Source organism: Terrabacter sp. NPDC000476 (genome assembly GCF_040300125.1).
Classification (GTDB): Bacteria; Actinomycetota; Actinomycetes; order Actinomycetales; family Dermatophilaceae; genus Terrabacter.
In genome coordinates this window covers 311,431-334,414 of sequence record NZ_JBEPDF010000001.1, presented here as the reverse complement: position 1 = coordinate 334,414, position 22,984 = coordinate 311,431, and the positions used below count along the sequence as shown (strand labels likewise).

The following is a 22,984-nucleotide window of genomic DNA, read 5'->3' as shown; positions in this document are numbered from 1 at the left end:
CCTGCCCGAGTCGGGGGCACAATCGCCGCAGGGTCGGTGCGACGTCGCCGCGCCGGCGGTCGGGGGTCGGTGCGAGACTGGCGCCGTGACCGTGACCGACTCGTGGGACATGCCCCTTCGCACCCAGCTCCTCGCCCGCGCCCTGCGCCGGTCGCGACGGCCCGAGCGGATGGAGACGCTCGACGAGATCGCCCGCAGCAGAGCGTGGTTCGCGCCGGCGCGAGCGCCGTACACTTGGGTGACCGGGCCGGTGCCGGCCGGCGTGCAGATCGGCACGACGAGCTTCCGCGCCCGCGACGGGCACGAGGTCGGGGTCCGCACCTACCGCCCGCGCGCCGCCGGGCCCGGGCCGCTGCCCGCGCTCCTGTGGTTCCACGGCGGGGGCTGGGTGCTCGGCAACGTGCGGGCCTACGACCCGGTGTGCGCCTGGATCGCCGCGCACGCCGGCGTGGTCGTGCTCAACGTCGACTACCGGTTGGCGCCCGAGCACCGCGCGCCGCAGGCCGCCCACGACTGCGTCGACGCCGCCCGCTGGGCGGCCTCCGGGGCCCCGGCCGCGGACGGCAGCCGGGGCACGGACGGTGGTGCCGGCATACGGACGGAGGGGCTCGGGCTCGCGGGCGACTCGGCCGGCGGCAACCTCGCGGCCGTCGCCGCCCACGTGCTGCGCGACGAGGGCGGGGCCGACGTGGGCTACACGGCGCTCTGCTACCCCGCGGTCGACGCGACGATGAGCTCGGCGTCGGTGCGCGAGCACGCGAACGCGCCGATCCTCACCCGGCTCGACATGGACACCTTCCTCGCGCACTACCTTGGCGACGGCGCGGACGCGCTCGACGCCATGGACCCGCTCGTCTCCCCGCTCCACGCCAGCGACTTCGCCGGGCTGCCGGCCACCCTCGTGCAGACGGCCGACCTCGACCCGCTCCGCGACGAGGGTGAGGCCTACGCGCGGTTGCTGCGCGAGCACGGCGTGACCGTCCGGCACACCAACTACCCGCGCGCGCCGCACGGGTTCCTCAGCTTCCCCGGGGCGGCCAACGGCGGTCGCGCGGCCCGGGCGGAGCTCGCGGACTGGGTGGCCGATCACGCCTCGGGCTCCCTGCAGACGCGTCCCGGCGAGGTCGGCTAGGGTGCGAGGGCACGCGAACCTCGGTAGGGATGGGCTCGAAGTGAACGATGTCGTCGTGTTCAGCGGGTCGGCGCACCCAGCGCTCGCCGACCGGATCTGCTCCCACCTCGGGGTGCGGCGCTCCCCCGTCGACATCAAGCGGTTCAGCAACGACTGCCTGCAGGCGCAGCTGCTCGCGAACTGCCGCCAGCGCGACGTCTACATCGTGCAGCCCCTCGTGCCGCCGACGCAGGAGCACCTCATGGAGCTGCTGCTGATGATCGACGCCGCGCGCGGGGCCTCGGCCGCGCAGATCACGGCCGTCATGCCGCACTACGCGTACGCCCGCTCGGACAAGAAGGACGCCTCGCGGATCAGCCTCGGCGGGCGTCTCGTCGCCGACATGATCTCGACCGCCGGCGCGCACCGCGTGCTGACGATGGCGCTGCACGCGCCGCAGGTGCACGGTTTCTTCTCGACTCCGGTCGACCACCTCACGGCCATCGGGGTGCTCGCCGACCACTTCCGCACGCACGACCTCACCAACTCGATCGTCGTCAGCCCCGACCTCGGCAACGCCAAGGTGGCGACCCAGTTCGCCCGGCTGCTGGGCCTGCCCGTCGCCGCCGGCTCGAAGCAGCGGGTCGCCGACGACCGCGTCGTCATCGACTCGATCGTCGGCGACGTCTCCGGTCGGCGCGCGATCATCCTCGACGACGAGATCGCGACCGGGGGCTCGATGGTCGAGCTCATCGACCGGCTCAAGGACGCCGGCGCCACCGAGGCGGCCGTCGTGTGCACGCACGGGCTCTTCGCCGGCAAGGCCGTCGAGCGGCTGCGGTCGCACCCGTTCGTCACCGAGGTCGTCACGACCGACACCGTGCCGCCGCCCCCGGACTGGCCCGAGCTCACGGTCCGCTCGGTGTCGGAGCTCTTCGCCGAGACGATCAGCCGGATCCACCACGGCCGTTCGGTCAGCTCGCTCTTCGAGGGCGTCGACCCGACGCACGCGCCGCCGCAGGCGAAGCTGCCCTTCGACACGCACGCATGACCGGACCGCTCCCCTGGTGGCGCCGGCCCGCCGTCGCCCTCGCGGTCGACGTCGTGCTCGTCGCGCTCTTCGCCGGCATCGGTCGCGCGAGCCACGAGGAGGCGAACCCGGTCGTCGGGGTCCTCTCGACGGCGTGGCCGTTCCTCGTCGGCACCGGGCTCGGCTGGGTCGTGGTGCGCGCCACGCGCCGCTCCTGGCCCGTGGCGGTCGCGCCCGGCGTGACGGTGTGGTTCGCCACGGTGCTCGTCGGCATGGTGCTGCGTCGCGCCACCGGGCAGGGCACCGCGGTGAGCTTCGTCGTCGTCGCCTCGGTCGTGCTCGCTGCCTTCCTGCTCGGGTGGCGGGCGCTGGGGGCGTATGCCGCCCGCCGCGCCACCCGGCATCCGTCGGCTGCCCGCTAGCGGCCCCCGGCGGCGACCCCGCCTGCGGGTGGGTGCGTTCCTGCGCCCACGACCTGGACGCCCTGTCCCGCGCGGCGCACGCAAAGGCGTCGAGCGATCGAGCGCACCCCGTCGGTCGCGGCACGCCCGCGCGGGCGGCCGGTGCGGTTGACTGGGCCCGACACCTCACACGCGCGTTTCGGCATCCGGACGGAGAGCTCCATGGGCAGGTTGATCTACGCCGCCAACGTCTCGCTCGACGGCTTCCTCGAGGACGAGACGGGGGCCTTCGACTGGTCGGTGCCCGACGAGGCCGTGCACGCGTTCTGGAACGAGCACGAGCGGCGCATCGGCACGTCGCTCTACGGCCGGCGCATGTACGAGACGATGCGCGTCTGGGAGGACGACGACTGGCTGGCCGACGAGCCGGACGTGGTGCGCGAGTACGCCGGCATCTGGCGCGACACCGACAAGGTGGTCTACTCCACCTCCCTGACCGAGGTGTCGACCGCCCGCACGAGGATCGTGCGCGAGTTCGACCCCGACGAGGTGCGACGCCTCAAGGAGACCTCAGACTCCGACCTCAGCATCGGTGGCGCGGGCATCGCCCTCGAGGCGTTCCGGCACGGGCTCGTCGACGAGTGCGTGCTGCTGCTCTGCCCGGTCGTCGTCGGCGGCGGCAAGCCGGCCCTGCCACGGGGCGTCCGCCTGGACCTCGAGCTGCTCGAGCACGGGCGGTTCGACAACGGCGTGGTCCACGTCCGGCACGCGGTCCGCCACCGCGACCGGGTGCGCTGACCGTCAGGACGCGGGCCGGGGCGGCTTCATGGCGCCGTCGGGGTCGAGGCTGGCGAGCATGGCCTGCGTGATCTGCGTCAGCTGCTCGACCTGCTCGCTCGTGAGGGCGTCGATGACGTGCCGGCGCACGGTGGCGACGTGTGCGGGCGCCGCGTCCCGGAGCTTGTCCCAGCCGGCGTCGGTGAGCCGGACGTTCGTGGCCCGACCGTCGCCGGGACAGGGCTCCTTGTCGACGAGGCCCCGCTCGCTCAGGCGCCGGACGACGTGCGACAGGCGCGGGAGCGTCGCGTTGCTGAGGGCGGCCAGACCGGTCATCTGCAACGTGCGGTCGGGCCGCTCCGAGAGCATCGCGAGGACGTAGTACTCGAACCGCGTCAGCTCGGACTCACGGCGCAGCTGGGCGTCGAGCGCCGCGGGCAGCAGCTCGAGCACCGCGAAGACGCCCAGCCAGGCCTCGCGCTCGTCGGCGGACAGCCACTTCGTCTCCATGGCAGCAGTATGCCGACCCGCTGGTTGTCGCGACAACTGACCCGGGGTACGTTGCACTTGTACCGACAACCAAGGGGCGGCCACGCCGCCGAGGAGGATCGTCATGAGCACCGTCACCATCCTGGGCAAGGGCAACATGGGGCAGGCCATCGCCGGCATCGCCGAGAAGGCCGGGCACACCGTGGAGCTCTACGGCAGCGCGGACGCCGACCGGCGCGCCACCGGCGACATCGTCGTGCTCGCCGTGCCGCACACCGCGGTCGCGGGTCTGCTGGCCGAGCGCGGCGAGCAGCTCGCCGGCAAGGTCGTCGTCGACATCACGAACCCGCTCGACTTCGCGACCTTCAGCCTGACCGTGCCCGCGGACTCCTCCGCCGCCGCGGAGATCGCCGCCGCCGTGCCCGACGCCCGCGTCGTCAAGGCCTTCAACACCAACTTCGCCGCCACCCTGGCTGCCGGCACGGTCGGCGATCAGCCGGCCACGGTGCTGCTCGCCGGTGACGACGCCGAGGCCAAGGCGCAGGTCGCCGAGCTCGTCACGGCCGGCGGTCTGCGGACCGCGGACGTGGGGCCGCTGGCTCGCGCCCGCGAGCTCGAGGGCCTGGCGCTGCTGCAGATCGGGCTCGCGGCGAGCGAGCAGACCTCCTGGACCACCGGCTTCGCGCTCCACGACTGACCCGCGACAGCGAACAGGCACCCGGCTCTCGCCGGGTGCCTGTCGGTGTGTCTGCCGAGCCGTGTGGGAGTGGGTCAGAGGTACTGGCCCGTGTTCGCCGTCGCGATGGAGCGGCCCGGCTCGGTGCCGTCCTTGCCCTTGATGAGGGTGCGGATGTAGACGATCCGCTCCCCCTTCTTGCCGCTGATGCGCGCCCAGTCGTCGGGGTTCGTCGTGTTCGGCAGGTCCTCGTTCTCCTTGAACTCGTCCACGCAGCTGGCGAGCAGGTGCTCGACGCGGATGCCCTTCTGACCGGTGGTCAGGAAGTCCTTGATCGCGAGCTTCTTCGCCCGGTCGACGATGTTCTGGATCATCGCCCCCGAGTTGAAGTCCTTGAAGTAGAGGATCTCCTTGTCGCCGCCCTGGTAGGTGACCTCGAGGAAGCGGTTCTCCTCCATCTCGGAGTACATCCGCTCGACCGCGGCGGTGATCATCGCCTCGACCGTCGCGTCGCGGTCGCCGCCGTTGACCGCGAGGTCCTGCTCGTGGAGCGGCAGCGTGTCGACGAGGTACTTGCTGAAGATGTCGCGCGCGCTCTCGGCGTCCGGGCGCTCGATCTTGATCTTCGCGTCGAGTCGGCCGGGCCGCAGGATCGCGGGGTCGATCATGTCCTCGCGGTTGGAGGCGCCGATGACGATGACGTTGTCGAGCCGCTCCACGCCGTCGATCTCGGCGAGCAGCTGCGGCACGATCGTCGTCTCGACGTCGCTGCTGACGCCCGACCCACGGGTGCGGAAGAGCGAGTCCATCTCGTCGAAGAAGACGACGACCGGAGTGCCGTCGGACGCCTTCTCGCGGGCCCGCTGGAAGATCAGGCGGATGTGCCGCTCGGTCTCGCCGACGTACTTGTTGAGCAGCTCGGGGCCCTTGATGTTGAGGAAGTAGCTCTTCTCGAGCTGCTTGCCCGTGCGCGCCGCCACCTGCCGGGCCAGCGACGCCGCGACGGCCTTGGCGATGAGGGTCTTGCCACACCCGGGCGGCCCGTAGAGCAGCACGCCCTTCGGCGGCTTGAGGTGGTGCTCCTTGAACAGGTCGGGGTGCAGGAAGGGCAGCTCGACGGCGTCGCGGATCTGCTCGATCTGCCCCGAGAGGCCGCCGATGTCCTCGTAGGCGACGTCGGGCACCTCCTCGAGCACGAGCTCCTCGACCTCGAGCTTGGGGATCACCTCGTGCACGAAGTTCGAGCGCGAGTCGAGGGTGAGCGAGTCGCCCACCCGGATCCGCTCCGCGAGGAGCGGGCTCGCGATGCGGCAGACGCGCTCCTCGTCGCCGTGCGTCACGACGACGACGCGATCGTCGTCGAGGCGCTCCTTGACGGTGACGACCTCGCCGACCCGCTCGTAGCCGTGCACCGAGACGACGTTGAGCGCCTCGTTGAGCATGACCTCGCGGCCGAGCCCGAGCTGCTGCTGGTCGACCGACGGGCTGACCGCGACGCGCATCTTCCGGCCGCCGGTCAGGATGTCGACGGTGCCGTCGTCCGGCGCGTCGACGACGAGGCCGTAGGTGCTCGGCGGCTGGGCGAGCCGGTCGACCTCCTGCTTGAGGGTGACGATCTGCTCGCGCGCGTCCTTGAGCGTGCGCACGAGGCGCTCGTTCTGCGACGAGAGCGTCGACAGGCTCGTCTGCACGTGGGCGAGACGCGCCTCGAGCTCCCGGGTGCGCTGCGGCGAGTGCCGCGCGGTCTCGCGCAACGCCTCCGCCTCCGCGCGCAGGGCGTTCAGCTCACGGTCCCCGGCCGCGGCACCGGTGGCACCGTCGGGGTCTGGGTTGCGGACGTCATCAGACATCTCGGCCTCCTCATCCGTCACTCGCACACAGTGACGATTCGACCCTAACCCCGCGTCAGCGCAGATCGTCGGACGTTTCAGCCAGTGATCGGCGCACGCGTCGGATCGTCTTGTCGCTCTTGACCCGCTCGCCGAGGGCCTCGGGCGTCCACGCGTCGGCCGGGATGTCGGTCGAGGCCGTCGAGCCCGGGATCACCGTCGCCGCGCCGCCCCCGAGGACGGATGCCGTGTCGCCCGCTCCCGACGCGCCGCTGGCGGTGGGGGCGGCGCCGTCCGGTGCGCCGTCGACCGTGCCGGTGCCGTTGCCGGTGGCCTCGCTGTAGGCACCCTTGGCCGGGCGGCGCTTGCGCTCGGGCGCCTCGACGCCGGGCGCGAGCCGCCGCGTCGAGATGAGGAAACCGGTGTGGCCGTGCATGCGGTGCTGCGGGCGCACGGCGAGACCCTCGAGGTGCCAGCCGCGCACGAGCGACTCCCACGCGGTCGGCTCGGTGAAGCCGCCGTGCGCGCGGATGCCCTCGGCGACGCGGCTCAGCTGGGTCGTCGTCGCGACGTAGGAGATCAGCACGCCGCCGGGGATGAGCGCGTCCGAGACGGCGTCGAGGCACTCCCACGGCGCGAGCATGTCGAGCACCACCCGGTCGACGGTGCCGGACGGGGCGACGGTGGGCAGGGTCTCGACGAGGTCGCCCACCGTGACGGTCCAGGCCGGGTGGTCCCCGCCGAAGAAGGCGCGGCCGTTGCCCCGGGCGATGTCGGCGAAGTCCTCGCGACGTTCGAACGACAGCAGTCGCCCCTGCTCGCCGATGGCGCGCAGCAGCGACATCGACAGGGCACCGCTGCCGACACCCGCCTCGACGACGGTGGCGCCGGGGAAGATGTCGGCCATCTGCACGATCTGGCCGGAGTCCTTGGGGTAGACGACGGCGGCCCCGCGCGGCATCGACATGACGTAGTCGCTGAGCAGCGGTCGCAGCACGAGGTACTCGACGCCGGCGGTGTTCGTCACGACCGAGCCGTCGGGCGCCCCGATGATGTCGTCGTGCTTGAGGAAGCCGCGGTGCGTGTGGAACTCGCGCGCGGCCTCGAGCGTGATCGTGTGCAGGCGACCCTTCGGGTCGGTCAGCTGGACGCGCTCGCCCACCTCGAAGACGCCGCGTCGGGTGCGGACTGCACCGGGGTGGTCGGACTGTGCGGCGTCGGTCATGGGAGCACAGTCTAGGTGCCGCGCGCGCCACCTCCGGACACCCGGCGCACCACCTCCGCCTCGACCTCGTAGCGGCTCTGTCGTCCACCCGCGGCGCCGAAGAACCTCCGGCGCAGTGCGCCCGCGACCTCCACGACGTCGTCGCCCTGCAGCCGCAGCGCCGCGCGCCGGGTCGCCGCGGTCCAGCACACGACGTCGATGGTGTCGACCGTCGCCCGCCGCGCGGGCTCGCCGGCCCGGCGGCGGCCCCGGGCGGGCGGTCGCGGCACGACGACGCGCAGGACGGCGATGCGGTCGCCGCTCGGCAGCTCGCGCTCCTCGGCGGCCGCCGCGACCCTGCCCCGCAGCGCCACCTCGTTGCGGCCGCAGCTCTCCGACCCCACCGCGGGCTCCGCCGCGGACTCGACCCTGCTCGTGCTCATGCTGTCTCCCTCCCACCCGTCCCTCGGGTCGGTCCCACCGTGCCGCGCGTGATCCGTCGGCGACACCCCGGACCACGGGCCTGTGGACGACCCACTGCCGCGCCGAGGGGGTGTGGACAGCCACGCCGACCGCGCGCGGCGCGCAACGTGGGCGTGCCGTCGGAGGGACGTGCCGCGGGTGCACGTGGGCTGGGACCGGGCGACCCGGCATACGCCCTCAGCGGCGGGTGCGCCGCCCGAGCTCGGCGCCGACGACGGCGTTGATCCGCTCCGCACTGGCCAGCCCGCGCACGTCGCGGCTCGTGGCGTCGACGACGACGGCCAGCGACAGCTCGCGCTCGCTCATCACCTGGATGAGGTCGGTGAGCACCGCGTCGGCCTCGAGGGGCACGACCCACGCGGCGGGCTGCGCGAGCGTCACCGACGCGATGCTCGTGCGCCCGCGCACCGTCTCCGGCACCGCGGCGGCGGAGTCCCGGTCGACGACGCCGATGGGCCACCCCACTGGGTCGGCCGCGGCCACCCAGGTGCCCGACGCCAGGGCGTCGTCCACCTCGGCGAGCCAGGACGTCCCGGCGACGAGCACGAGCGGCTCGAGCACGTCGGTCGCGCGGCCGGCTGTCGCCACGTGGATGCGGCCCGCGCGGACGGCGCCGGTGGCGCCCTGCCAGAGGAAGAAGGCGATCGCGACGGGCCAGACGAGGTCGAAGAGATCGGGAGCGCGGCCGCTCGACACGAGCCGGAGCGTGAACCACGCGACGGTGAGGACGGCGACGACCCGCCCGAGCCACCCGGCCGCGACGAGGCCGCGCCCCTTGCTCCCGGTGGCGCGCCACACGAGCGCGCTCACGATCTGGCCGCCGTCGAGCGGGAGGCCGGGCAGCAGGTTGAAGAGGCCGACGAGCAGGTTGGCCACGGCGACGATGCCGAGGAGGGTGTGCGCCGTCTCGTTCGTCACGACCGTGTTGAGCGCCCAGACGGCGCCGGCGAGCACGAGGTTGGACAGCGGGCCGACGACCGCCACGAGCGCCGTCGTCGTCGGCGACGAGCGGGTCGCGTCGTAGACGGTGTGGCCACCCCACACGTCGGCCACGATGCGGCTGACGGGGTGCCCCCGCCACTGCGCGACGAGGGCGTGCGCGGCCTCGTGCACGAGCACCGAGACGAGCAGCAGCACGGCGTAGCCGGCGGCGAGCAGGTAGCCGTACTCCGGGCCCCGGTCGGCGCGCGCCAGGTTGGGCCCGAAGACCACGACGATGAGCACGGCGATGACGGGCCAGGACCGGCCGAGGAAGACCGGGGTGCCGGCGAGGCTGCCGATGCGCCACCCGTGGGCCGCGGAGGGGCGGGCGGGACTGCTCATACCTCGACCCTAGTGCCCGCGCCCGTGCGGGCCGTATGCCGGGAGCGTGCGGGCGCTGTGACCGCTGCGGGGCCGACGGGGCTACGGGTCGCGACGGGGCTGTGGGTCGCGACGCGGGGCTGTCGCCGCCGCGGCATACAGTCGGGCCATGGTCTCCGCGTTGTCCCCCAGTCGAGCCGCCGACTTCATGACGTGCCCGATGCTCTACCGCTTCCGGGTCATCGACAAGCTGCCGTCGCCGCCCACGACGGCGACGGCGCGCGGCACCCTCGTGCACGCCGTCCTCGAGCGGCTCTTCGACCTGCCCGCGCACGAGCGCACCATCGACGCCGCCGTCGGGCTCGTGCCCCAGGAGTGGGACCGCCTCGCCGACGAGGAGCCGGCGATGCTCGACCTGCTCAAGGAGCACGACGGCCGCACCGACGAGTGGTTCGCGGGGGCAGCCGGACTCCTGCAGACGTGGTTCGGGCTCGAGGACCCGACCCGCCTCGAGCCCGCCGAGCGCGAGCTGTACGTCGAGACCGAGATCGACGGGCTCGTGCTGCGGGGCTACGTCGACCGTCTCGACGTCGCCCCGGGCGGCGCGATGCGCGTCGTCGACTACAAGACGGGCCGCTCCCCCTCGGAGCACTTCGAGGCCAAGGCCCTCTTCCAGATGAAGTTCTACGCGCTCGTGCTCTGGCGCCAGCGCGGCGTCATCCCCAAGCGCCTGCAGCTGGTCTACCTCGGCAACAGCGAGATCGTCGCCTACGAGCCCGACGAGCAGGACCTGCTCGGCACCGAGCGCAAGGTCAAAGCGCTCTGGGCCGCCATCGAGCGGGCCGCGACGACGGGCGACTGGCGGCCGAGCCCCAGCCGGCTCTGCGACTGGTGCGACCACCGCCCGCTGTGCCCCGCCTGGGGCGGCACTCCCCCGCCGCTGCCGGTCGACGCGGCCGAGCGGGCGGTCGACCCCACCGTCACCGGGGACGTCGAGGTCGCCGACTGACGCGGTCCCGACCGACGCGGTCCCGACTGACGCCGTCCCGACCGACGCCGACCCGCCTGGCGCGGCGCCCTGACCGTCCCTGACCGTCGTCGGGTGCCTCCGGGTGCGGCCCGGCGGCACCCGACCATCACGTCACCGCCGGCGTCGCCTCAGACGGTGTGCTCGTCGGCCACCGACAGCGCCTCGTCGAGGATCGCCAGCCCCTCCTCGGCCTCGGCCGCGGTCGTCGTGCACGGCGGCACGACGTGGGTGCGGTTGAAGTGGGTGAACGGCCACAGCCCGCGCTCCTTGCAGGCGGCCGCGAACGCCGTCATCGGCGCGGCGGCCGGCCCGGCCGCGTTGTAGGGCACGAGCGGCTCGCGCGTCTCGCGGTCGCGCACGAGCTCGACGGCCCAGAAGACGCCGAGGCCGCGCACGTCGCCGACGCTGGGGTGCTTCGCGGCGATCTCGCGCAGCCGCGGCCCGATGACCTCGGTGCCGAGCATCCGGGCGTTCTCGATGATGCCCTCCTCGCGGAAGGCGGTGATCGACGCGACCGCCGAGGCGCACGCCAGGGGGTGGCCCGAGTAGGTGAGCCCGCCGGGGAAGGCCCGCTGGTCGAAGGTCGCCCGGATCTCGTCGGAGATGACGACGCCGCCGAGCGGCACGTAGCCGGAGTTGACGCCCTTGGCGAAGGTGATGAGGTCGGGGGTGACGCCCCAGCGGTCCACGGCGAACCACTCGCCGCACCGGCCGAAGCCGGCCATGACCTCGTCGGCGATGAGGATGATGCCGTGCTCGTCGCAGAGGTCGCGCACGCCCTGGAGGTAGCCGTCCGGCGGCACGAGGATGCCGTTCGTGCCGACGACCGTCTCGAGGATGATCGCAGCGATGGTGTGCGCCCCCTCGACCATGATCGTGTCGCGCAGGTGGGCCAGCGCCCGGTCGGCCTCCTGCTTCTCGGTCTCGGAGTGGAACGCCGAGCGGTAGGTGTACGGGCCCCAGAAGTGCACGACCCCGGCGATGCCCGGCTCGGACGGCCAGCGGCGCGGGTCTCCCGTCAGCGTGATCGAGCCGGCCGTGGCGCCGTGGTAGCTGCGGTAGGTCGCGAGCACCTTGTGGCGGCCGGTGTGCAGGCGCGCCATGCGGATCGCGTTCTCGTTCGCCTCGGCTCCCCCGTTCGTGAAGAAGACGGCCGACAGCCCCTCGGGCGCGACCTCGGTGATGAGCCGGGCCGCCTCGCTGCGCGCGTCGTTGGCGAAGGAGGGCGCGATCGTCGCGAGCCGGGCGGCCTGCTCCTGGATCGCGGCGACGACCTTCGGGTGGTTGTAGCCGATGTTGACGTTGACGAGCTGGCTGCTGAAGTCGAGGTAGCGCTTGCCGTCGTAGTCCCAGAAGTGCGATCCCTGGGCCCGGGCGATGGGCAGCGGGTCGATGAGCCCCTGGGCCGACCACGAGTGGAAGACGTGGTCGCGGTCGAGGGTGCGCACCTGCTGCTCCGTCATCGAGTCGAGGAGCTCGGAGACGACGGTGCGCTGGTCGAGGTCGGTCATGGTGGGTGCTCCTGCCGTCAGCGGGTGCGCGGGAAGCCGAGGTCGACGCTCGAGGTGGCCGGGTCGGGCCACCGCTGCGTCACGACCTTGCCGCGCGTGAAGAAGTTGATGCCCTCGGGGCCGTACATGTGGGTGTCGCCGAACAGCGAGTCCTTCCAGCCGCCGAAGGAGTAGTACGCGACCGGCACGGGGATCGGCACGTTGATGCCGACCATGCCGACCTCGACCTCGTTCTGGAAGCGGCGGGCCGCGCCCCCGTCACGGGTGAAGATCGCGGTGCCGTTGGCGTACTGGTTGCGGTTGATGAGCGCGAGGCCCTCGTCGTAGGTGTCGACGCGCACGACCGAGAGCACGGGTCCGAAGATCTCGTCGCGGTAGACGGTCATGTCGGGCGTCACGTCGTCGAGCAGCGTCATGCCGAGGAAGAACCCGTCGGCGGGCACCTCCTGCTCGCGTCCGTCGACGACGACGGTCGCCCCGGCCTCCGCGCCGGCCGCGACGTAGCCGGCGACCTTGTCGCGGTGCTCGCGCGTGATGAGCGGCCCCATGTCGGTGCCCTCGGCCGCGCCGGGGCCGACCGTCAGCTTCGGCAGGCGCGAGGAGACGGCCGCCACGAGCTCGTCGCCGATCCCCCCGACGGCCACGGCGACCGAGAGCGCCATGCAGCGCTCGCCGGCCGCGCCGTACGCGGCCGAGACGATCGCGTCGGCCGCCATGTCGACGTCCGCGTCGGGCAGCACGAGGGCGTGGTTCTTCGCGCCACCGAGCGCCTGCACCCGCTTGCCGTTCGCGGTGCCGCGCTCGTAGATGTACTTCGCGATGGGGGTCGAGCCGACGAAGCTGAGGGCCGCGACGTCGTCGTGGTCGAGCAGGGCGTCGACGGCCTCCTTGTCGCCGTGCACGACGGTGAAGACGCCGTCGGGCAGGCCGGCCTCCTTCCACAGCTCGGCGAGGAAGAGCGACGCGGACGGGTCCTTCTCGCTCGGCTTGAGCACGAACGCGTTGCCGCACGCGATGGCGTTGGCGCACATCCACAGGGGCACCATGACGGGGAAGTTGAACGGCGTGATGCCGGCCACGACGCCGAGCGGCTGACGGATGCTGTAGACGTCGACGCCGCTCGCGGCCTGCTCGGAGAAGCCGCCCTTGAGCAGCTGCGGGACGCCGGTCGCGAACTCGACGTTCTCGAGGCCCCGGGCGATCTCGCCGACCGCGTCGGAGAGCACCTTCCCGTGCTCGGCCGTCACGATGGCGGCCAGCTCGTCGGTGCGCGTGTGCAGCAGCTCGCGGAACGCGAAGAGGACGGCGGCCCGCCGCGAGAGCGAGCTCGTGCGCCAGTCGCGGGCCGCCGCGGTGGCGGTCTTGACCGCGGCGTCGACCTCGGCGACCGAGGCGAGCGGCACCTCCCCCGTCACGCGGCCCGTCGCGGGGTCGTGCACCGGGGCGGTGCGGCCCGAGGCGCCGGGCACGCGCGCGCCCGAGATCCAGTGGTCGATGGGCACAGGCTGCGTCGTCATGCCCCAACGCTACGTGCCACCACTAGCCCACACAAAGCATCGATTGCTATGTTACGAAGATGCGCGTCGTCATCTCAGCCCTCGAGGAGCGCCTCGACGCCCCGACCGCCAAGGGCCTGGCCCAGGCGGTCTCCCGGGCCATCCGCGACGCGACCCTGCAGCCCGGCGACCAGCTGCCGCCGATCCGCCGCGTGGCCGAGGAGCTGATGATGTCGCCGACCACCGTGAGCGCGGCCTGGCAGCTGCTCGCGCGCTCCGGCACCATCCGCTCGGACGGTCGCCGCGGCACGACGATCGCCCCCACCGCGCGCGGAGGCGAGCGCTACACCCGGGCCCTGCGGCACGAGTCCCCCGTGCGCCTCGACCTCTCGACCGGGATCCCCGACGGCGCCCTGCTGCCTCCGCTCGGACCCGTGCTCGCCGGCCTGTCCGAGCCGGCGACCCCGAGCAGCTACCTCGACGACCCCGTGCTCGACGAGCTGCGCGCCGTGCTCGTCGACGACTGGCCGTATGCCGCCGAGGAGCTGCTCGTCGTCGACGGCGCGATGGACGCGCTCGACCTCGTCTCGCGCACCCTGCTGCGGCCCGGCGACCTCGTGCTCGTCGAGAACCCCGGCTTCCCGCCGCTGCTCGACCTGCTCGAGGACCGCGGGGTCGACGTCGTGGGGGTGCCGCTCGACGAGACCGGCCTCGACCTCGACCGCGTCGAGGAGCTGCTCCCCCGGCGCCCGGCGGCGGTGGTGCTCCAGCCCCGCGGCCAGAACCCGACCGGCGTGTCGATGTCACCGACCCGTGCGCGCCGCCTGGCCGCGCTGCTGCGCGGGCACGACTGCATCGTCGTCGAGGACGACTCGAGCGGACCCATCTCGGCGTCCGCGGCGATCAGCCTCGGCGCCTGGATCCCCGACCAGGTGCTGCACATCCGCAGCTTCAGCAAGTCGCACGGCCCCGACCTGCGGATCGCGGCGATGAGCGGCCCTGCAGCGCTGCTCGCGCCCGTGCGCCACGCCCGAGCCGTCGGGCAGGGCTGGACGAGCCGGCTGCTCCAGCGGGTGCTCGCCGGCCTCCTGCGCGACGACGCGTGCGCCCGGAGCACCGCGGCGGCCCGGGCCGAGTACGCGCGCCGGCGCGAGCTCGTCGTCGACCGCCTCGCCACGCACGGCATCGACGTGCCGGGCAGCGACGGGCTGAACATCTGGGTCCCCGTGCGCGACGAGGCGGCCGCGGTGCTCCGGCTGGCCAGCCAGGGCATCGCCGTGACGCCCGGGTCGCCGTTCACCGTCGACCACCCGACCGGGACGGGTGCGCCCACCGGCTCCACCGGCTCGAGCAGCTCCACCGGCCCGGCCGGTCACGTCCGGGTCACCACCGGCCTGCTCCGCGAGAACCACGCCGAGGTGGCCGATCTCATCGCCGAGGCTGCCGCTGCAGGGGCGTGGACCGCGCAGCACCGCTGACGGGTGTGGCTCAGGCGCGCTCGGCGTCGCGCGCCCGCAGGCGCGCCTCCTCGGCCCGCACCTGCGCGAGGATGTCTCGCTCGGCGACGAGCCAGTCGGGCATCTGCTCGAGCACGGCCTTGATCTCGTCGGTCGTCAGGTGCTCGCCGATGCCGCTGCGGGTCAGGCCCGAGTTCGAGATGCCGAGGCGGCGCGCGGTCTCCTGGCGGGTGTGCGGACCGTTGCGGCGCAGGTTCGACAGCCACTCCGGCGGCTCGGCCTGCAGGGCGTTGAGCTCCTCGCGGCTGACGACGCCCTCCCGGAACTCGGCGGGGGTCTCGGCGAGCAGGACGCCGAGCTTCTTCGCGGCCGTCTGGGGCTTCATGGTCTGCGACTTCGGCATGGGTCAAGCCTAGGGCGCGCCCGGACCTCCGCGCGCCACCCCGTCGCCGGCCGTGCCCGCCGCTCGCCGGCCACTCCCGCGACGTCCTCTACCCTCGGACGGTGACGGACGACGCAGTGGTGGACGACCAGCCCGACGAGGCCGCCCCCGGCGAGGCCGCCCCCGGCGAGGCCGCCCCCCGCGAGGCCGCCCCCCGCGAGTCCGCCCCCCGCGAGGCCGCCCCCGACGAGGCCACCCCCGACGGTGACGCCTTCCGGGTCGAGTTCGTGCCGGGGGTGACGCCGGACAAGTGGCGTCGCACCTGGCTGCAGCGGCTGCCCGACGTCGCCCTCGACCTCGCGCCCGTCGAGCAGGTCGAGGCGGTGTCGCACCTGCGCGACGGCAGCGCCTCGATGGCGCTCGTGCGCCTGCCCGTCGACCGCGACGGCCTGCACGTCATCCCGCTCTACGAGGAGGTGCCGGTCGTCGTCGTGGCCAAGGAGCACGTCGTCGCCGCCTTCGAGGAGGTCGACGTCGCCGACCTCGCGGGCGAGGTGCTCGTCCAGGACCCGGGGGCGGTGCCGGAGTGGACCGCCGTGGCTACCGCCGAGGCCCGCGAGCGGTCAACGGCCATGCCGGCGATGACGGTCAAGCAGGCCGTCTCCGTCGTCGCGAGCGGCTCGGGCATCGTCGTCGTGCCGATGTCGGTCGCCCGGCTGCACCACCGCAAGGACGTCGTGCACCGCCCGGTCACCGGGGTGGCGCCCTCGCGGGTCGGCCTCGCGTGGCGCGTCGACGACGACGACCCGCGCCTCGAGGAGTTCATCGGCATCGTGCGCGGCCGCACCGAGCGCTCGAGCCGTGGCGCCGCCGCGGGTGCGGACGGCGACGCCAGGGCGGGCGGCCGGCACACGGAGAGCAAGAAGCAGGACGCGAAGAAGCAGGATGCGCGCAAGCAGGGCGCCAAGCAGGACCGCGGCCGCGCCCTCCCCCAGCGCGGCGGCGCACCTCGTCGGCGCGCCGGCTCCGGCGGCAGTGGTGCGGGCGGCAAGGGCGGCTCGCGCCGCAAGGGCCGGCGCTAGAGGCCGGCCCGCACCCGGCTGACGATCGGCAGCAGGTCGGCGGCGTGCACGCCCGCGAGGGTGTCGATGCGCACGGCACCCTCGATGGCGGGCACCGGCACGACGTGCGGGATCGCGATCGTCGGCACCCCGGCGGCGGTCGCCGAGCGCACCCCGGTGGGCGAGTCCTCGATGGCGACGCAGCGCGCGGGGTCGACGTCGACGAGGCGTGCGGCCGCCAGGTAGGGCTCCGGGTGCGGCTTGCCGTGGCTCACCTCGTCGCCGGTGACGAGCGCCGTGAAGGCGCCCTCGGGCAGGTTGCCCACCACCGTGTCGGCGAGCGAGCGCCACGACATGGTGACGAGCAGCGAGGGCACGCCGAGCGCCCCGAGCTCGAGCAGCAGCTCCCGGGCGCCCGGCCGCCACGGCACGCGGACCCGCACCTGCGCGATGACCCGTTCGAGCAGGGCGTCGATGATCTCGGGCACCGAGAGCGCGATGCCCGAGCGGTCGATGATCAGCTGCGCCGACACCTCGAGCGCGTTGCCGACGAGCTGGTGGGCGAACTCGTCGTTCCACACGCCGCCGTGGGCCGCGACGAGCTCGTGCTCGGCCTCGATCCAGTAGGGTTCCGTGTCGACGAGCGTGCCGTCCATGTCCCAGAGGACGGCGGCGGGCAGCAGGGACGGCCCACCCTCGGGGTGGGTGCTGGGGGAAGCGGTCACCGGGTCAGTCCTCCGGGTCGTAGGCGAGGTTCGCGGACAGCCAGCGCTCGGCCTCGGCGAGCGTCCAGCCCTTGCGGTCGGCATAGTCCTGCACCTGGTCGCGGCCGAGTCGGCCGACGACGAAGTACTGCGACTGCGGGTGGGAGAAGTACCACCCGGACACGGAGGCGCCGGGCGCCATGGCGCGGCTCTCGGTGAGCGTGATCCCGGTGTTCGCCTCGACGTCGAGCAGGCGCCACAGGGTGTCCTTCTCGGTGTGCTCGGGGCAGGCGGGGTAGCCGGGGGCGGGCCGGATGCCGGCGTACTGCTCCTTGATGAGCGCGACGTTGTCGAGGTGCTCGTCGGGCGCGTAGCCCCAGAGCTCCTTGCGCACCCGCTCGTGGAGGCGCTCGGCGAACGCCTCGGCGAGCCGGTCGGCGAGCGACTCGAGAAGGATCGCGTCGTAGTCGTCGAGCGCCTCCTTGAACGCGGCCACACGCTCGGCGCCGCCCAGGCCGGCCGTCACGGCGAAGCCGCCGACCCAGTCCTTGGCCGTGCCCTTGGGGGCCACGTAATCGGCGAGCGAGCGGTTCGGCACGCCCTGGCGGTGGTCGCCCTGCTGGCGCAGGTGGTGGAGCACCTCGACCGGCTCGGTGCGGCTCTCGTCGCGGTAGACCTCGACGTCGTCGCCGACGGCATTGGCCGGGAAGAACCCGACGACCCCGTTGGCCCGCAGCCACCTCTCCTCGATGATGCGGTCGAGCATCGCCTGCGCGTCGTCGTAGAGCTTGCGCGCCGTCGGCCCGCTCGCCGGGTTGTTGAGGATGTCGGGGAAGCTGCCCTTCATCTCCCACGCGTTGAAGAACGGCTGCCAGTCGATGTAGCGGCGCAGCTCCCCGAGCGGGTAGTCGCGCAGCACCTTGACGTGCTGGGCGCTCGCACGCGAGCGGGTGATCGTCGAGACGTCGCGATCCTGCTGGAGCAGCAGGTGCGGGTGCGGCGGGCGGTAGCCCGACCAGTCCACGGGCGTACGCCGGTCGCGGGCCTCGGCGAGCGTCAGCAGCTTGCGCTCGTGCTTGTTCGCGTGCCGGGCGCGGAGCGCGTCGTAGTCGTCCTTGACCTGGGCCATCAGCTTCGGTCGCAGCTCGTCGCTCAGCAGGGCTGCCGCCGTCGGCACCGAGCGCGACGCGTCCTTGACCCAGACGACCGGGCCGTCGTAGCGCTGGTCGACCTTGACGGCCGTGTGCGCGCGCGAGGTCGTCGCGCCGCCGATGAGGAGCGGCAGCGTCAGGCCCTGGCGCTGCATCTCGGCCGCGAAGCCGACCATCTCGTCGAGGGACGGGGTGATGAGGCCCGAGAGGCCGATGATGTCGGCGTCGTGCTCCTTCGCGGCGTCGAGGATCTTCTGCGCGGGCACCATGACGCCGAGGTCGATGACCTCGTAGTTGTTGCACTGGAGCACCACGCCGACGATGTTCTTGCCGATGTCGTGGACGTCGCCCTTGACCGTCGCCATGACGATCGTGCCGTTCGTGTCCTTCGCCTTCGCCAGCTCGGGGTCGTCGGCCTTCTCCTTCTCGATGAAGGGGATGAGGTAGGCGACGGCCTTCTTCATGACGCGCGCGCTCTTGACGACCTGCGGGAGGAACATCTTGCCCGAGCCGAAGAGGTCGCCGACGACGTTCATGCCGTCCATCAGCGGGCCCTCGATGACCTCGATGGGCCGACCGCCGCGCTCGGCGATCTCTGCGCGCAGCAGCTCGGTGTCGGCCTCGATGTGCGCGTCGACGCCCTTGACGAGCGAGTGCGTGATCCGTTCGCCGAGCGGCAGCGCGCGCCACTCCTCCTCGGTCACCTCGGCGGCCTGGCCGACCTTGTTGTACTCCTCCGCGATCTCGAGCAGTCGCTCGGCGGCGTCGGGCCGGCGGTTGAGCACGACGTCCTCGATGCGCTCGCGCAGCTCGGGGTCGACCTCGTCGTAGACGGCGAGGGCGCCCGCGTTGACGATGCCCATGTCGAGGCCCGCACGGATCGCGTGGTAGAGGAAGACGGCGTGGATCGCCTCGCGCACCGGGTTGTTGCCGCGGAAGCTGAACGAGACGTTGGAGATGCCGCCCGACACCTTGGCGCCCGGCAGGTTCGCCTTGATCCAGCGCGTCGCCTCGATGAAGTCGAGCCCGTAGGAGGCGTGCTCCTCGATGCCCGTCGCGACGGCGAAGACGTTCGGGTCGAAGATGATGTCCTCGGCCGGGAAGCCGACCTCCTCCGTGAGGATACGGTAGGCGCGGGCGCAGATCTGCTTGCGGCGCTCGAGCGAGTCGGCCTGGCCGTCCTCGTCGAAGGCCATGACGACCGCGGCGGCGCCGTACTTGCGCACGAGCCTGGCGTGCTCGACGAACGCCTCCTCGCCCTCCTTGAGGGAGATCGAGTTGACGATCGCCTTGCCCTGCACGCACTTCAGGCCGGCCTCGATGACCTCCCACTTCGAGGAGTCGACCATGACGGGCACGCGGCTGATGTCGGGCTCGCTCGCGACGAGCTTGAGGAAGCGGTCCATCGCGGCGACGCCGTCGATCATCCCCTCGTCCATGTTGACGTCGATGACCTGCGCGCCGTTCTCGACCTGCTGCGCGGCGACCGAGAGCGCGGTGTCGTAGTCGCCGTCCTTGATGAGGGTGCGGAACCGGGCCGACCCGGTGATGTTGGTGCGCTCCCCGACGTTGACGAAGAGGCTGTCGTCGGTGACGGTGAACGGCTCGAGCCCCGAGAGGCGCATGGCCGGGACGAGCGGCTCGGCGACCCGGACCGGCTGGCCCTCGACGGCACGGGCGATCGCGGCCACGTGCTCGGGCGTCGTGCCGCAGCAGCCGCCCACGAGGTTGACGAGACCGGCCTCGGCGAACTCGCGGAGGATGGCGGCGGTCTCCTCGGGCGCCTCGTCGTACTCGCCGAAGGCATTGGGCAGACCGGCATTCGGGTAGCACGAGACGAATGAGTCTGCGAGACGGGCCATCTCGGCGATGTAGGGCCGCATCTCCTTGGCGCCCAAGGCACAGTTGAGGCCGACCGCGAGCGGGGAGACGTGCCGGATCGAGTCCCAGAACGCCTCGGTCACCTGGCCCGAGAGGGTGCGGCCGGACGCGTCCGTGATGGTGCCCGACACGACGACGGGCCAGCGCCTCCCCTGCTCCTCGAAGAGGGTCTCGACGGCGAAGATCGCCGCCTTGGCGTTGAGGGTGTCGAAGATCGTCTCGATGAAGATGAGGTCGCTGCCGCCGTCGACGAGCCCACGGGCGGCCTCGAGGTAGGCGGCGACGAGCTCGTCGTAGGACACGTTGCGCGCCCCGGGGTCGTTGACGTCCGGCGAGATCGAGGCCGTACGCGTCGTCGGCCCGAGCGCCCCGGCGACGTAGCGGGGCCGGTCGGGGGTCGTCGCGCCCACGGCGTCGGCCTCGCGCCGGGCCAGCGCGGCCGCCTCGTAGTTCAGCTCGTAGGCGAGCTCGGCCATGCCGTAGTCGGAGAGCGAGATCGCGTTGGCGTTGAAGGTGTTCGTCTCGATGATGTCGGCGCCGGCCTCGAGGTACTCCCGGTGGATGCCGGCGATGATCTGCGGCGCGGTCAGCGTGAGCAGGTCGTTGTTGCCCTGGACGTCGCTCGGCCAGTCGGCGAAGCGCTCGCCCCGGTAGCCGGCCTCGTCGGGCCGGTCACGCTGGATCGCCGTGCCCATCGCGCCGTCGAGGATCATGATGCGCCGACCGAGGGTGGCGGTCAGGCTCTCGGTGGCGTCGGGTCGCTGCTGCGGCGACTGGGACAACGGGGCTCCTCTCGGCGGCGCGGATCTCGCGCCGGATGTCGGACCGGCCCGATTCTACGGACCGGGCCGCCCCGGGCGCGCCGCCGCCCGGTCTGCGGTCACCCAGCCCTCCCGAGGCCGTCACACGTGGCCGGGGCGCGCCCGCGGGACTGCGGCCCATCGGCACCGGCAGGTCCTAGGCTGGTGGGGTGGGCGCGAGGGCGTCCGCGGTGAAGGAGACGACGTGCTGGAGTTCGAGGACGTGCCGGAGCTGAACGACCCGGTGCTCATCGCGGCCTTCGAGGGCTGGAACGACGCCGGGGAGGCCGCCACGAGCGCCGTCCGGCACCTCGCGGAGGTGTGGGACGCCGAGGTGGTGGCCGCCTTCGACCCCGAGGACTACTACGACTTCCAGGTCAACCGTCCCCGCGTCTCGATGGAGGACGGCCGTCGGCTGCTCACCTGGCCGACCACGCGCATCCTCGTGGCCACCGAGACCGGCTTCGACCGCGACGTCGTGCTCGTCCAGGGCATCGAGCCGTCCATGCGGTGGCGCGCCTTCTCGGTGGAGCTGCTCGAGCTCGCCGAGCAGCTGGGCGTGACGACGATCATCACGATCGGCGCGCTGCTCGCCGACGTGCCGCACACCCGGCCGATCCCCGTCACCGCGACGGCCGAGGACGAGGCGGCGATCCACCGCTTCGACGCCGAGGCGAGCCGGTACGAGGGCCCCACCGGCATCGTCGGGGTGCTCTCGCACACGGCGAGCGACTCCGGCATCCCCACCGTCTCGGCGTGGGCGGCCGTGCCGCACTATGCCGGTGGCCCGCCGTCGCCCAAGGCGACGCTCAGCCTGCTGCGCCGCATCGAGTCGCTGCTCGGCATCACCGTGCCGCACGGCGACCTCGAGGAGAACGCCCGCGCCTGGGAGCGCGGCGTCGACGAGCTCGCGCAGTCGGACGAGGAGGTCGCCGAGTACGTCCAGTCGCTCGAGGAGGCGCAGGACACCGCCGAGCTGCCCGAGGCGAGCGGCGACGCCATCGCCCGCGAGTTCGAGCGCTACCTCCGCGGACGCGACGACGACCAGACCGGCCGCTGACGCCGACGGGCCGCGTCCCGCTCCCCCCGCCCCCGAGCACGTATGCCGTCCGGTGCCCTCGAGCGACCGGCGTTCCCCGTCACGGACCTGCGACCCTCGAAGCGAGTCGCGCACCACGTTCTAGCTCGCCATCGTCCAGGGGCCGCCGTCGCCCAGACGCACGTACACGCCGCGGTCCGTGCGAGGTGATCGCCCTTTTACTCGATGCGGAGGCGTTGAACGGGTTGGGCAGTCAGTTCTGCGATGAGGTCGAAGTCCTTGTCCAGGTGCAGCACGGTGCGCTGGTTCAGTTCGGCGGCGGCGGCGATCAGCAGATCGGGGATGGACGGTGCGCGATGCTGGCCGCGTTCTGCCAACAGTCGTTGCACCTCGACCGCGCGGTCCTCGGCCGCGGGGGTCAGGTACTCCACCGGCATGGCTGCCAATGGCGGGGACCCCATCGCTCGGGACAGGTCGGCTGCTGATCTGGCGGAGAAGCCCGCCTCGAGCAGGGTGACGGTGCTGATGGCGACAAGTCCACGCTCGATGCGGTTCGCCCACTCCTGCGCGTCGGGGCTTGAACCCAGCCGAACGAGGGCGGACTTGTCTACTAGCCAGGACGTGCTCACGACCAGGCGTCGGACATGATCGTGTCGTCTCCGAGGTCGGGTAGTAGCTCGGCCACCGCCCGAAGGTCACCTGCGGTCACCGAACCTGCCGTGCGTCGGGCCTCCCGATGAAGGTGCCGTCGGAGGTACTCGGTCCGGGAGATGCCCAGTCGGGCGGCCTGCTCGTCGAGCAGGCTGAGGTCTTCGGCGGGGAAGTTGCGAATCAAGACGTCGGGCATGGTGCACCTCCTAGATATCGAACGATATCACGCCCTCGACACCAACTCATGTGCCGCCCTGAGCTACTAGAGAAGTGGCACATCGAGGTCGTACGCCAGCACCACGGCTCGGGCCAGCAGCCTTTCCTGGGCGGGGCTGAGGAGCCGACCGTGCGACCCAGCATGCCCACCGGAAGCGTGAGGACATTGTCCAACGAGACCACGCACTCGTGGTCAAGACCCTTGCCGGGGCCGACCGCCACCTCGCTGGACAACCCCCTTGATGGTGCCCGTGATGGGGGCCACGGTCACCCTGGTCATCACGCCCCGAGCAGCGTCCCGGG

The 22,984-nt window shown here is 72.7% G+C and carries 21 protein-coding genes; 9 read left to right on the top strand and 12 right to left on the bottom strand.

The window, feature by feature from the left end; translation table 11 throughout:
* Window positions 1–85 precede the first annotated feature (85 nt).
* The 4 genes from ABT295_RS01530 to ABT295_RS01515 all read left to right on the top strand — a co-directional run bounded on the left by ABT295_RS01530 (window position 86) and on the right by ABT295_RS01515 (window position 3,340).
* Window positions 86–1,132, top strand: a complete 1,047-nt coding sequence (locus tag ABT295_RS01530; RefSeq protein WP_352392660.1) for an alpha/beta hydrolase — start codon at window positions 86–88, stop codon at window positions 1,130–1,132.
* A 40-nt stretch (window positions 1,133–1,172) separates the two neighbouring features.
* Window positions 1,173–2,162 carry a ribose-phosphate diphosphokinase gene (locus tag ABT295_RS01525; RefSeq protein ID WP_352392659.1) on the top strand — a complete coding sequence of 330 codons (990 nt, stop codon included), beginning with the start codon at window positions 1,173–1,175 and terminating at the stop codon, window positions 2,160–2,162.
* Window positions 2,159–2,563, top strand: a complete 405-nt coding sequence (locus ABT295_RS01520) for a DUF3054 domain-containing protein (protein WP_352392658.1) — start codon at window positions 2,159–2,161, stop codon at window positions 2,561–2,563. Before ABT295_RS01525 ends, ABT295_RS01520 begins: the two co-directional genes overlap by 4 nt.
* A gap of 201 nt (window positions 2,564–2,764) precedes the next feature.
* Entirely contained in the window at window positions 2,765–3,340 is a 576-nt protein-coding gene (locus tag ABT295_RS01515) for a dihydrofolate reductase family protein (protein WP_352392657.1), read from the top strand.
* A gap of 3 nt (window positions 3,341–3,343) precedes the next feature.
* Here ABT295_RS01515 and ABT295_RS01510 read toward each other — a convergent pair whose 3' ends face one another.
* Window positions 3,344–3,829, bottom strand: coding sequence for a MarR family winged helix-turn-helix transcriptional regulator (locus tag ABT295_RS01510; RefSeq protein ID WP_352392656.1), 486 nt, complete (start codon window positions 3,827–3,829; stop codon window positions 3,344–3,346).
* Window positions 3,830–3,932: 103 nt separating this feature from the next.
* Here ABT295_RS01510 and ABT295_RS01505 point away from each other — a divergent pair, with 103 nt between their 5' ends.
* Window positions 3,933–4,505: an NADPH-dependent F420 reductase gene (locus ABT295_RS01505; RefSeq protein WP_352392655.1), complete on the top strand. Its 573-nt coding sequence runs from the start codon at window positions 3,933–3,935 to the stop codon at window positions 4,503–4,505.
* Window positions 4,506–4,579: 74 nt separating this feature from the next.
* Here ABT295_RS01505 and arc read toward each other — a convergent pair whose 3' ends face one another.
* The 4 genes from arc to ABT295_RS01485 all read right to left on the bottom strand — a co-directional run bounded on the left by arc (window position 4,580) and on the right by ABT295_RS01485 (window position 9,323).
* Complete coding sequence (gene arc / locus ABT295_RS01500; RefSeq protein ID WP_352392654.1) at window positions 4,580–6,334, bottom strand: proteasome ATPase; 1,755 nt, start codon at window positions 6,332–6,334, stop codon at window positions 4,580–4,582.
* 55 nt (window positions 6,335–6,389) lie between these two features.
* Window positions 6,390–7,538 carry a tRNA (adenine-N1)-methyltransferase gene (locus ABT295_RS01495; RefSeq protein ID WP_352392653.1) on the bottom strand — a complete coding sequence of 383 codons (1,149 nt, stop codon included), beginning with the start codon at window positions 7,536–7,538 and terminating at the stop codon, window positions 6,390–6,392.
* A gap of 11 nt (window positions 7,539–7,549) precedes the next feature.
* Window positions 7,550–7,960 carry a single-stranded DNA-binding protein gene (locus ABT295_RS01490; protein WP_352392652.1) on the bottom strand — a complete coding sequence of 137 codons (411 nt, stop codon included), beginning with the start codon at window positions 7,958–7,960 and terminating at the stop codon, window positions 7,550–7,552.
* A gap of 217 nt (window positions 7,961–8,177) precedes the next feature.
* Window positions 8,178–9,323 (bottom strand): site-2 protease family protein, encoded by a 1,146-nt coding sequence (locus tag ABT295_RS01485; protein ID WP_352392651.1) that lies wholly within the window; start codon window positions 9,321–9,323, stop codon window positions 8,178–8,180.
* A 148-nt stretch (window positions 9,324–9,471) separates the two neighbouring features.
* On the opposite strand from ABT295_RS01485, the gene ABT295_RS01480 reads away from it, so the two are divergent.
* Window positions 9,472–10,311, top strand: coding sequence for a RecB family exonuclease (locus ABT295_RS01480; protein ID WP_352392650.1), 840 nt, complete (start codon window positions 9,472–9,474; stop codon window positions 10,309–10,311).
* A gap of 149 nt (window positions 10,312–10,460) precedes the next feature.
* Here the strand turns inward: ABT295_RS01480 and ABT295_RS01475 are convergent, their stop codons facing one another.
* Together ABT295_RS01475 and ABT295_RS01470 are read right to left on the bottom strand one after the other, a co-directional pair.
* Window positions 10,461–11,843 carry an aspartate aminotransferase family protein gene (locus ABT295_RS01475; RefSeq protein WP_352392649.1) on the bottom strand — a complete coding sequence of 461 codons (1,383 nt, stop codon included), beginning with the start codon at window positions 11,841–11,843 and terminating at the stop codon, window positions 10,461–10,463.
* A 17-nt stretch (window positions 11,844–11,860) separates the two neighbouring features.
* Window positions 11,861–13,360 carry a CoA-acylating methylmalonate-semialdehyde dehydrogenase gene (locus ABT295_RS01470; protein ID WP_352392648.1) on the bottom strand — a complete coding sequence of 500 codons (1,500 nt, stop codon included), beginning with the start codon at window positions 13,358–13,360 and terminating at the stop codon, window positions 11,861–11,863.
* Between the two features lie 59 nt (window positions 13,361–13,419).
* Here ABT295_RS01470 and ABT295_RS01465 point away from each other — a divergent pair, with 59 nt between their 5' ends.
* The gene (locus ABT295_RS01465; RefSeq protein WP_352392647.1) at window positions 13,420–14,817 is read left to right on the top strand and encodes an aminotransferase-like domain-containing protein; all 1,398 of its coding nucleotides are present in this window, start codon (window positions 13,420–13,422) and stop codon (window positions 14,815–14,817) included.
* Window positions 14,818–14,827: 10 nt separating this feature from the next.
* Here ABT295_RS01465 and ABT295_RS01460 read toward each other — a convergent pair whose 3' ends face one another.
* A complete protein-coding gene (locus ABT295_RS01460; RefSeq protein ID WP_352392646.1) occupies window positions 14,828–15,199 on the bottom strand; it encodes a DUF5997 family protein in 372 nt (123 codons plus the stop codon).
* A 101-nt stretch (window positions 15,200–15,300) separates the two neighbouring features.
* On the opposite strand from ABT295_RS01460, the gene ABT295_RS01455 reads away from it, so the two are divergent.
* Window positions 15,301–16,260 carry a LysR substrate-binding domain-containing protein gene (locus ABT295_RS01455; protein ID WP_352392645.1) on the top strand — a complete coding sequence of 320 codons (960 nt, stop codon included), beginning with the start codon at window positions 15,301–15,303 and terminating at the stop codon, window positions 16,258–16,260.
* Here the strand turns inward: ABT295_RS01455 and ABT295_RS01450 are convergent.
* Both ABT295_RS01450 and metH read right to left on the bottom strand, forming a co-directional pair.
* Entirely contained in the window at window positions 16,257–16,895 is a 639-nt protein-coding gene (locus ABT295_RS01450) for an HAD family hydrolase (protein ID WP_502991118.1), read from the bottom strand. The two genes, ABT295_RS01455 and ABT295_RS01450, sit on opposite strands and share 4 nt — an antisense overlap.
* Window positions 16,896–16,968: 73 nt before the next feature.
* Complete coding sequence (metH, locus tag ABT295_RS01445; RefSeq protein WP_502991063.1) at window positions 16,969–20,757, bottom strand: methionine synthase; 3,789 nt, start codon at window positions 20,755–20,757, stop codon at window positions 16,969–16,971.
* Between the two features lie 223 nt (window positions 20,758–20,980).
* On the opposite strand from metH, the gene ABT295_RS01440 reads away from it, so the two are divergent.
* The gene (locus tag ABT295_RS01440) at window positions 20,981–21,835 is read left to right on the top strand and encodes a PAC2 family protein (protein ID WP_345508883.1); all 855 of its coding nucleotides are present in this window, start codon (window positions 20,981–20,983) and stop codon (window positions 21,833–21,835) included.
* Window positions 21,836–22,032: 197 nt separating this feature from the next.
* Here ABT295_RS01440 and ABT295_RS01435 read toward each other — a convergent pair whose 3' ends face one another.
* Both ABT295_RS01435 and vapB read right to left on the bottom strand, forming a co-directional pair.
* A complete protein-coding gene (locus ABT295_RS01435; RefSeq protein ID WP_352392643.1) occupies window positions 22,033–22,443 on the bottom strand; it encodes a PIN domain nuclease in 411 nt (136 codons plus the stop codon).
* Entirely contained in the window at window positions 22,440–22,661 is a 222-nt protein-coding gene (vapB, locus tag ABT295_RS01430; protein WP_352392642.1) for a type II toxin-antitoxin system VapB family antitoxin, read from the bottom strand. Before vapB ends, ABT295_RS01435 begins: the two co-directional genes overlap by 4 nt.
* Window positions 22,662–22,984 lie beyond the last annotated feature (323 nt).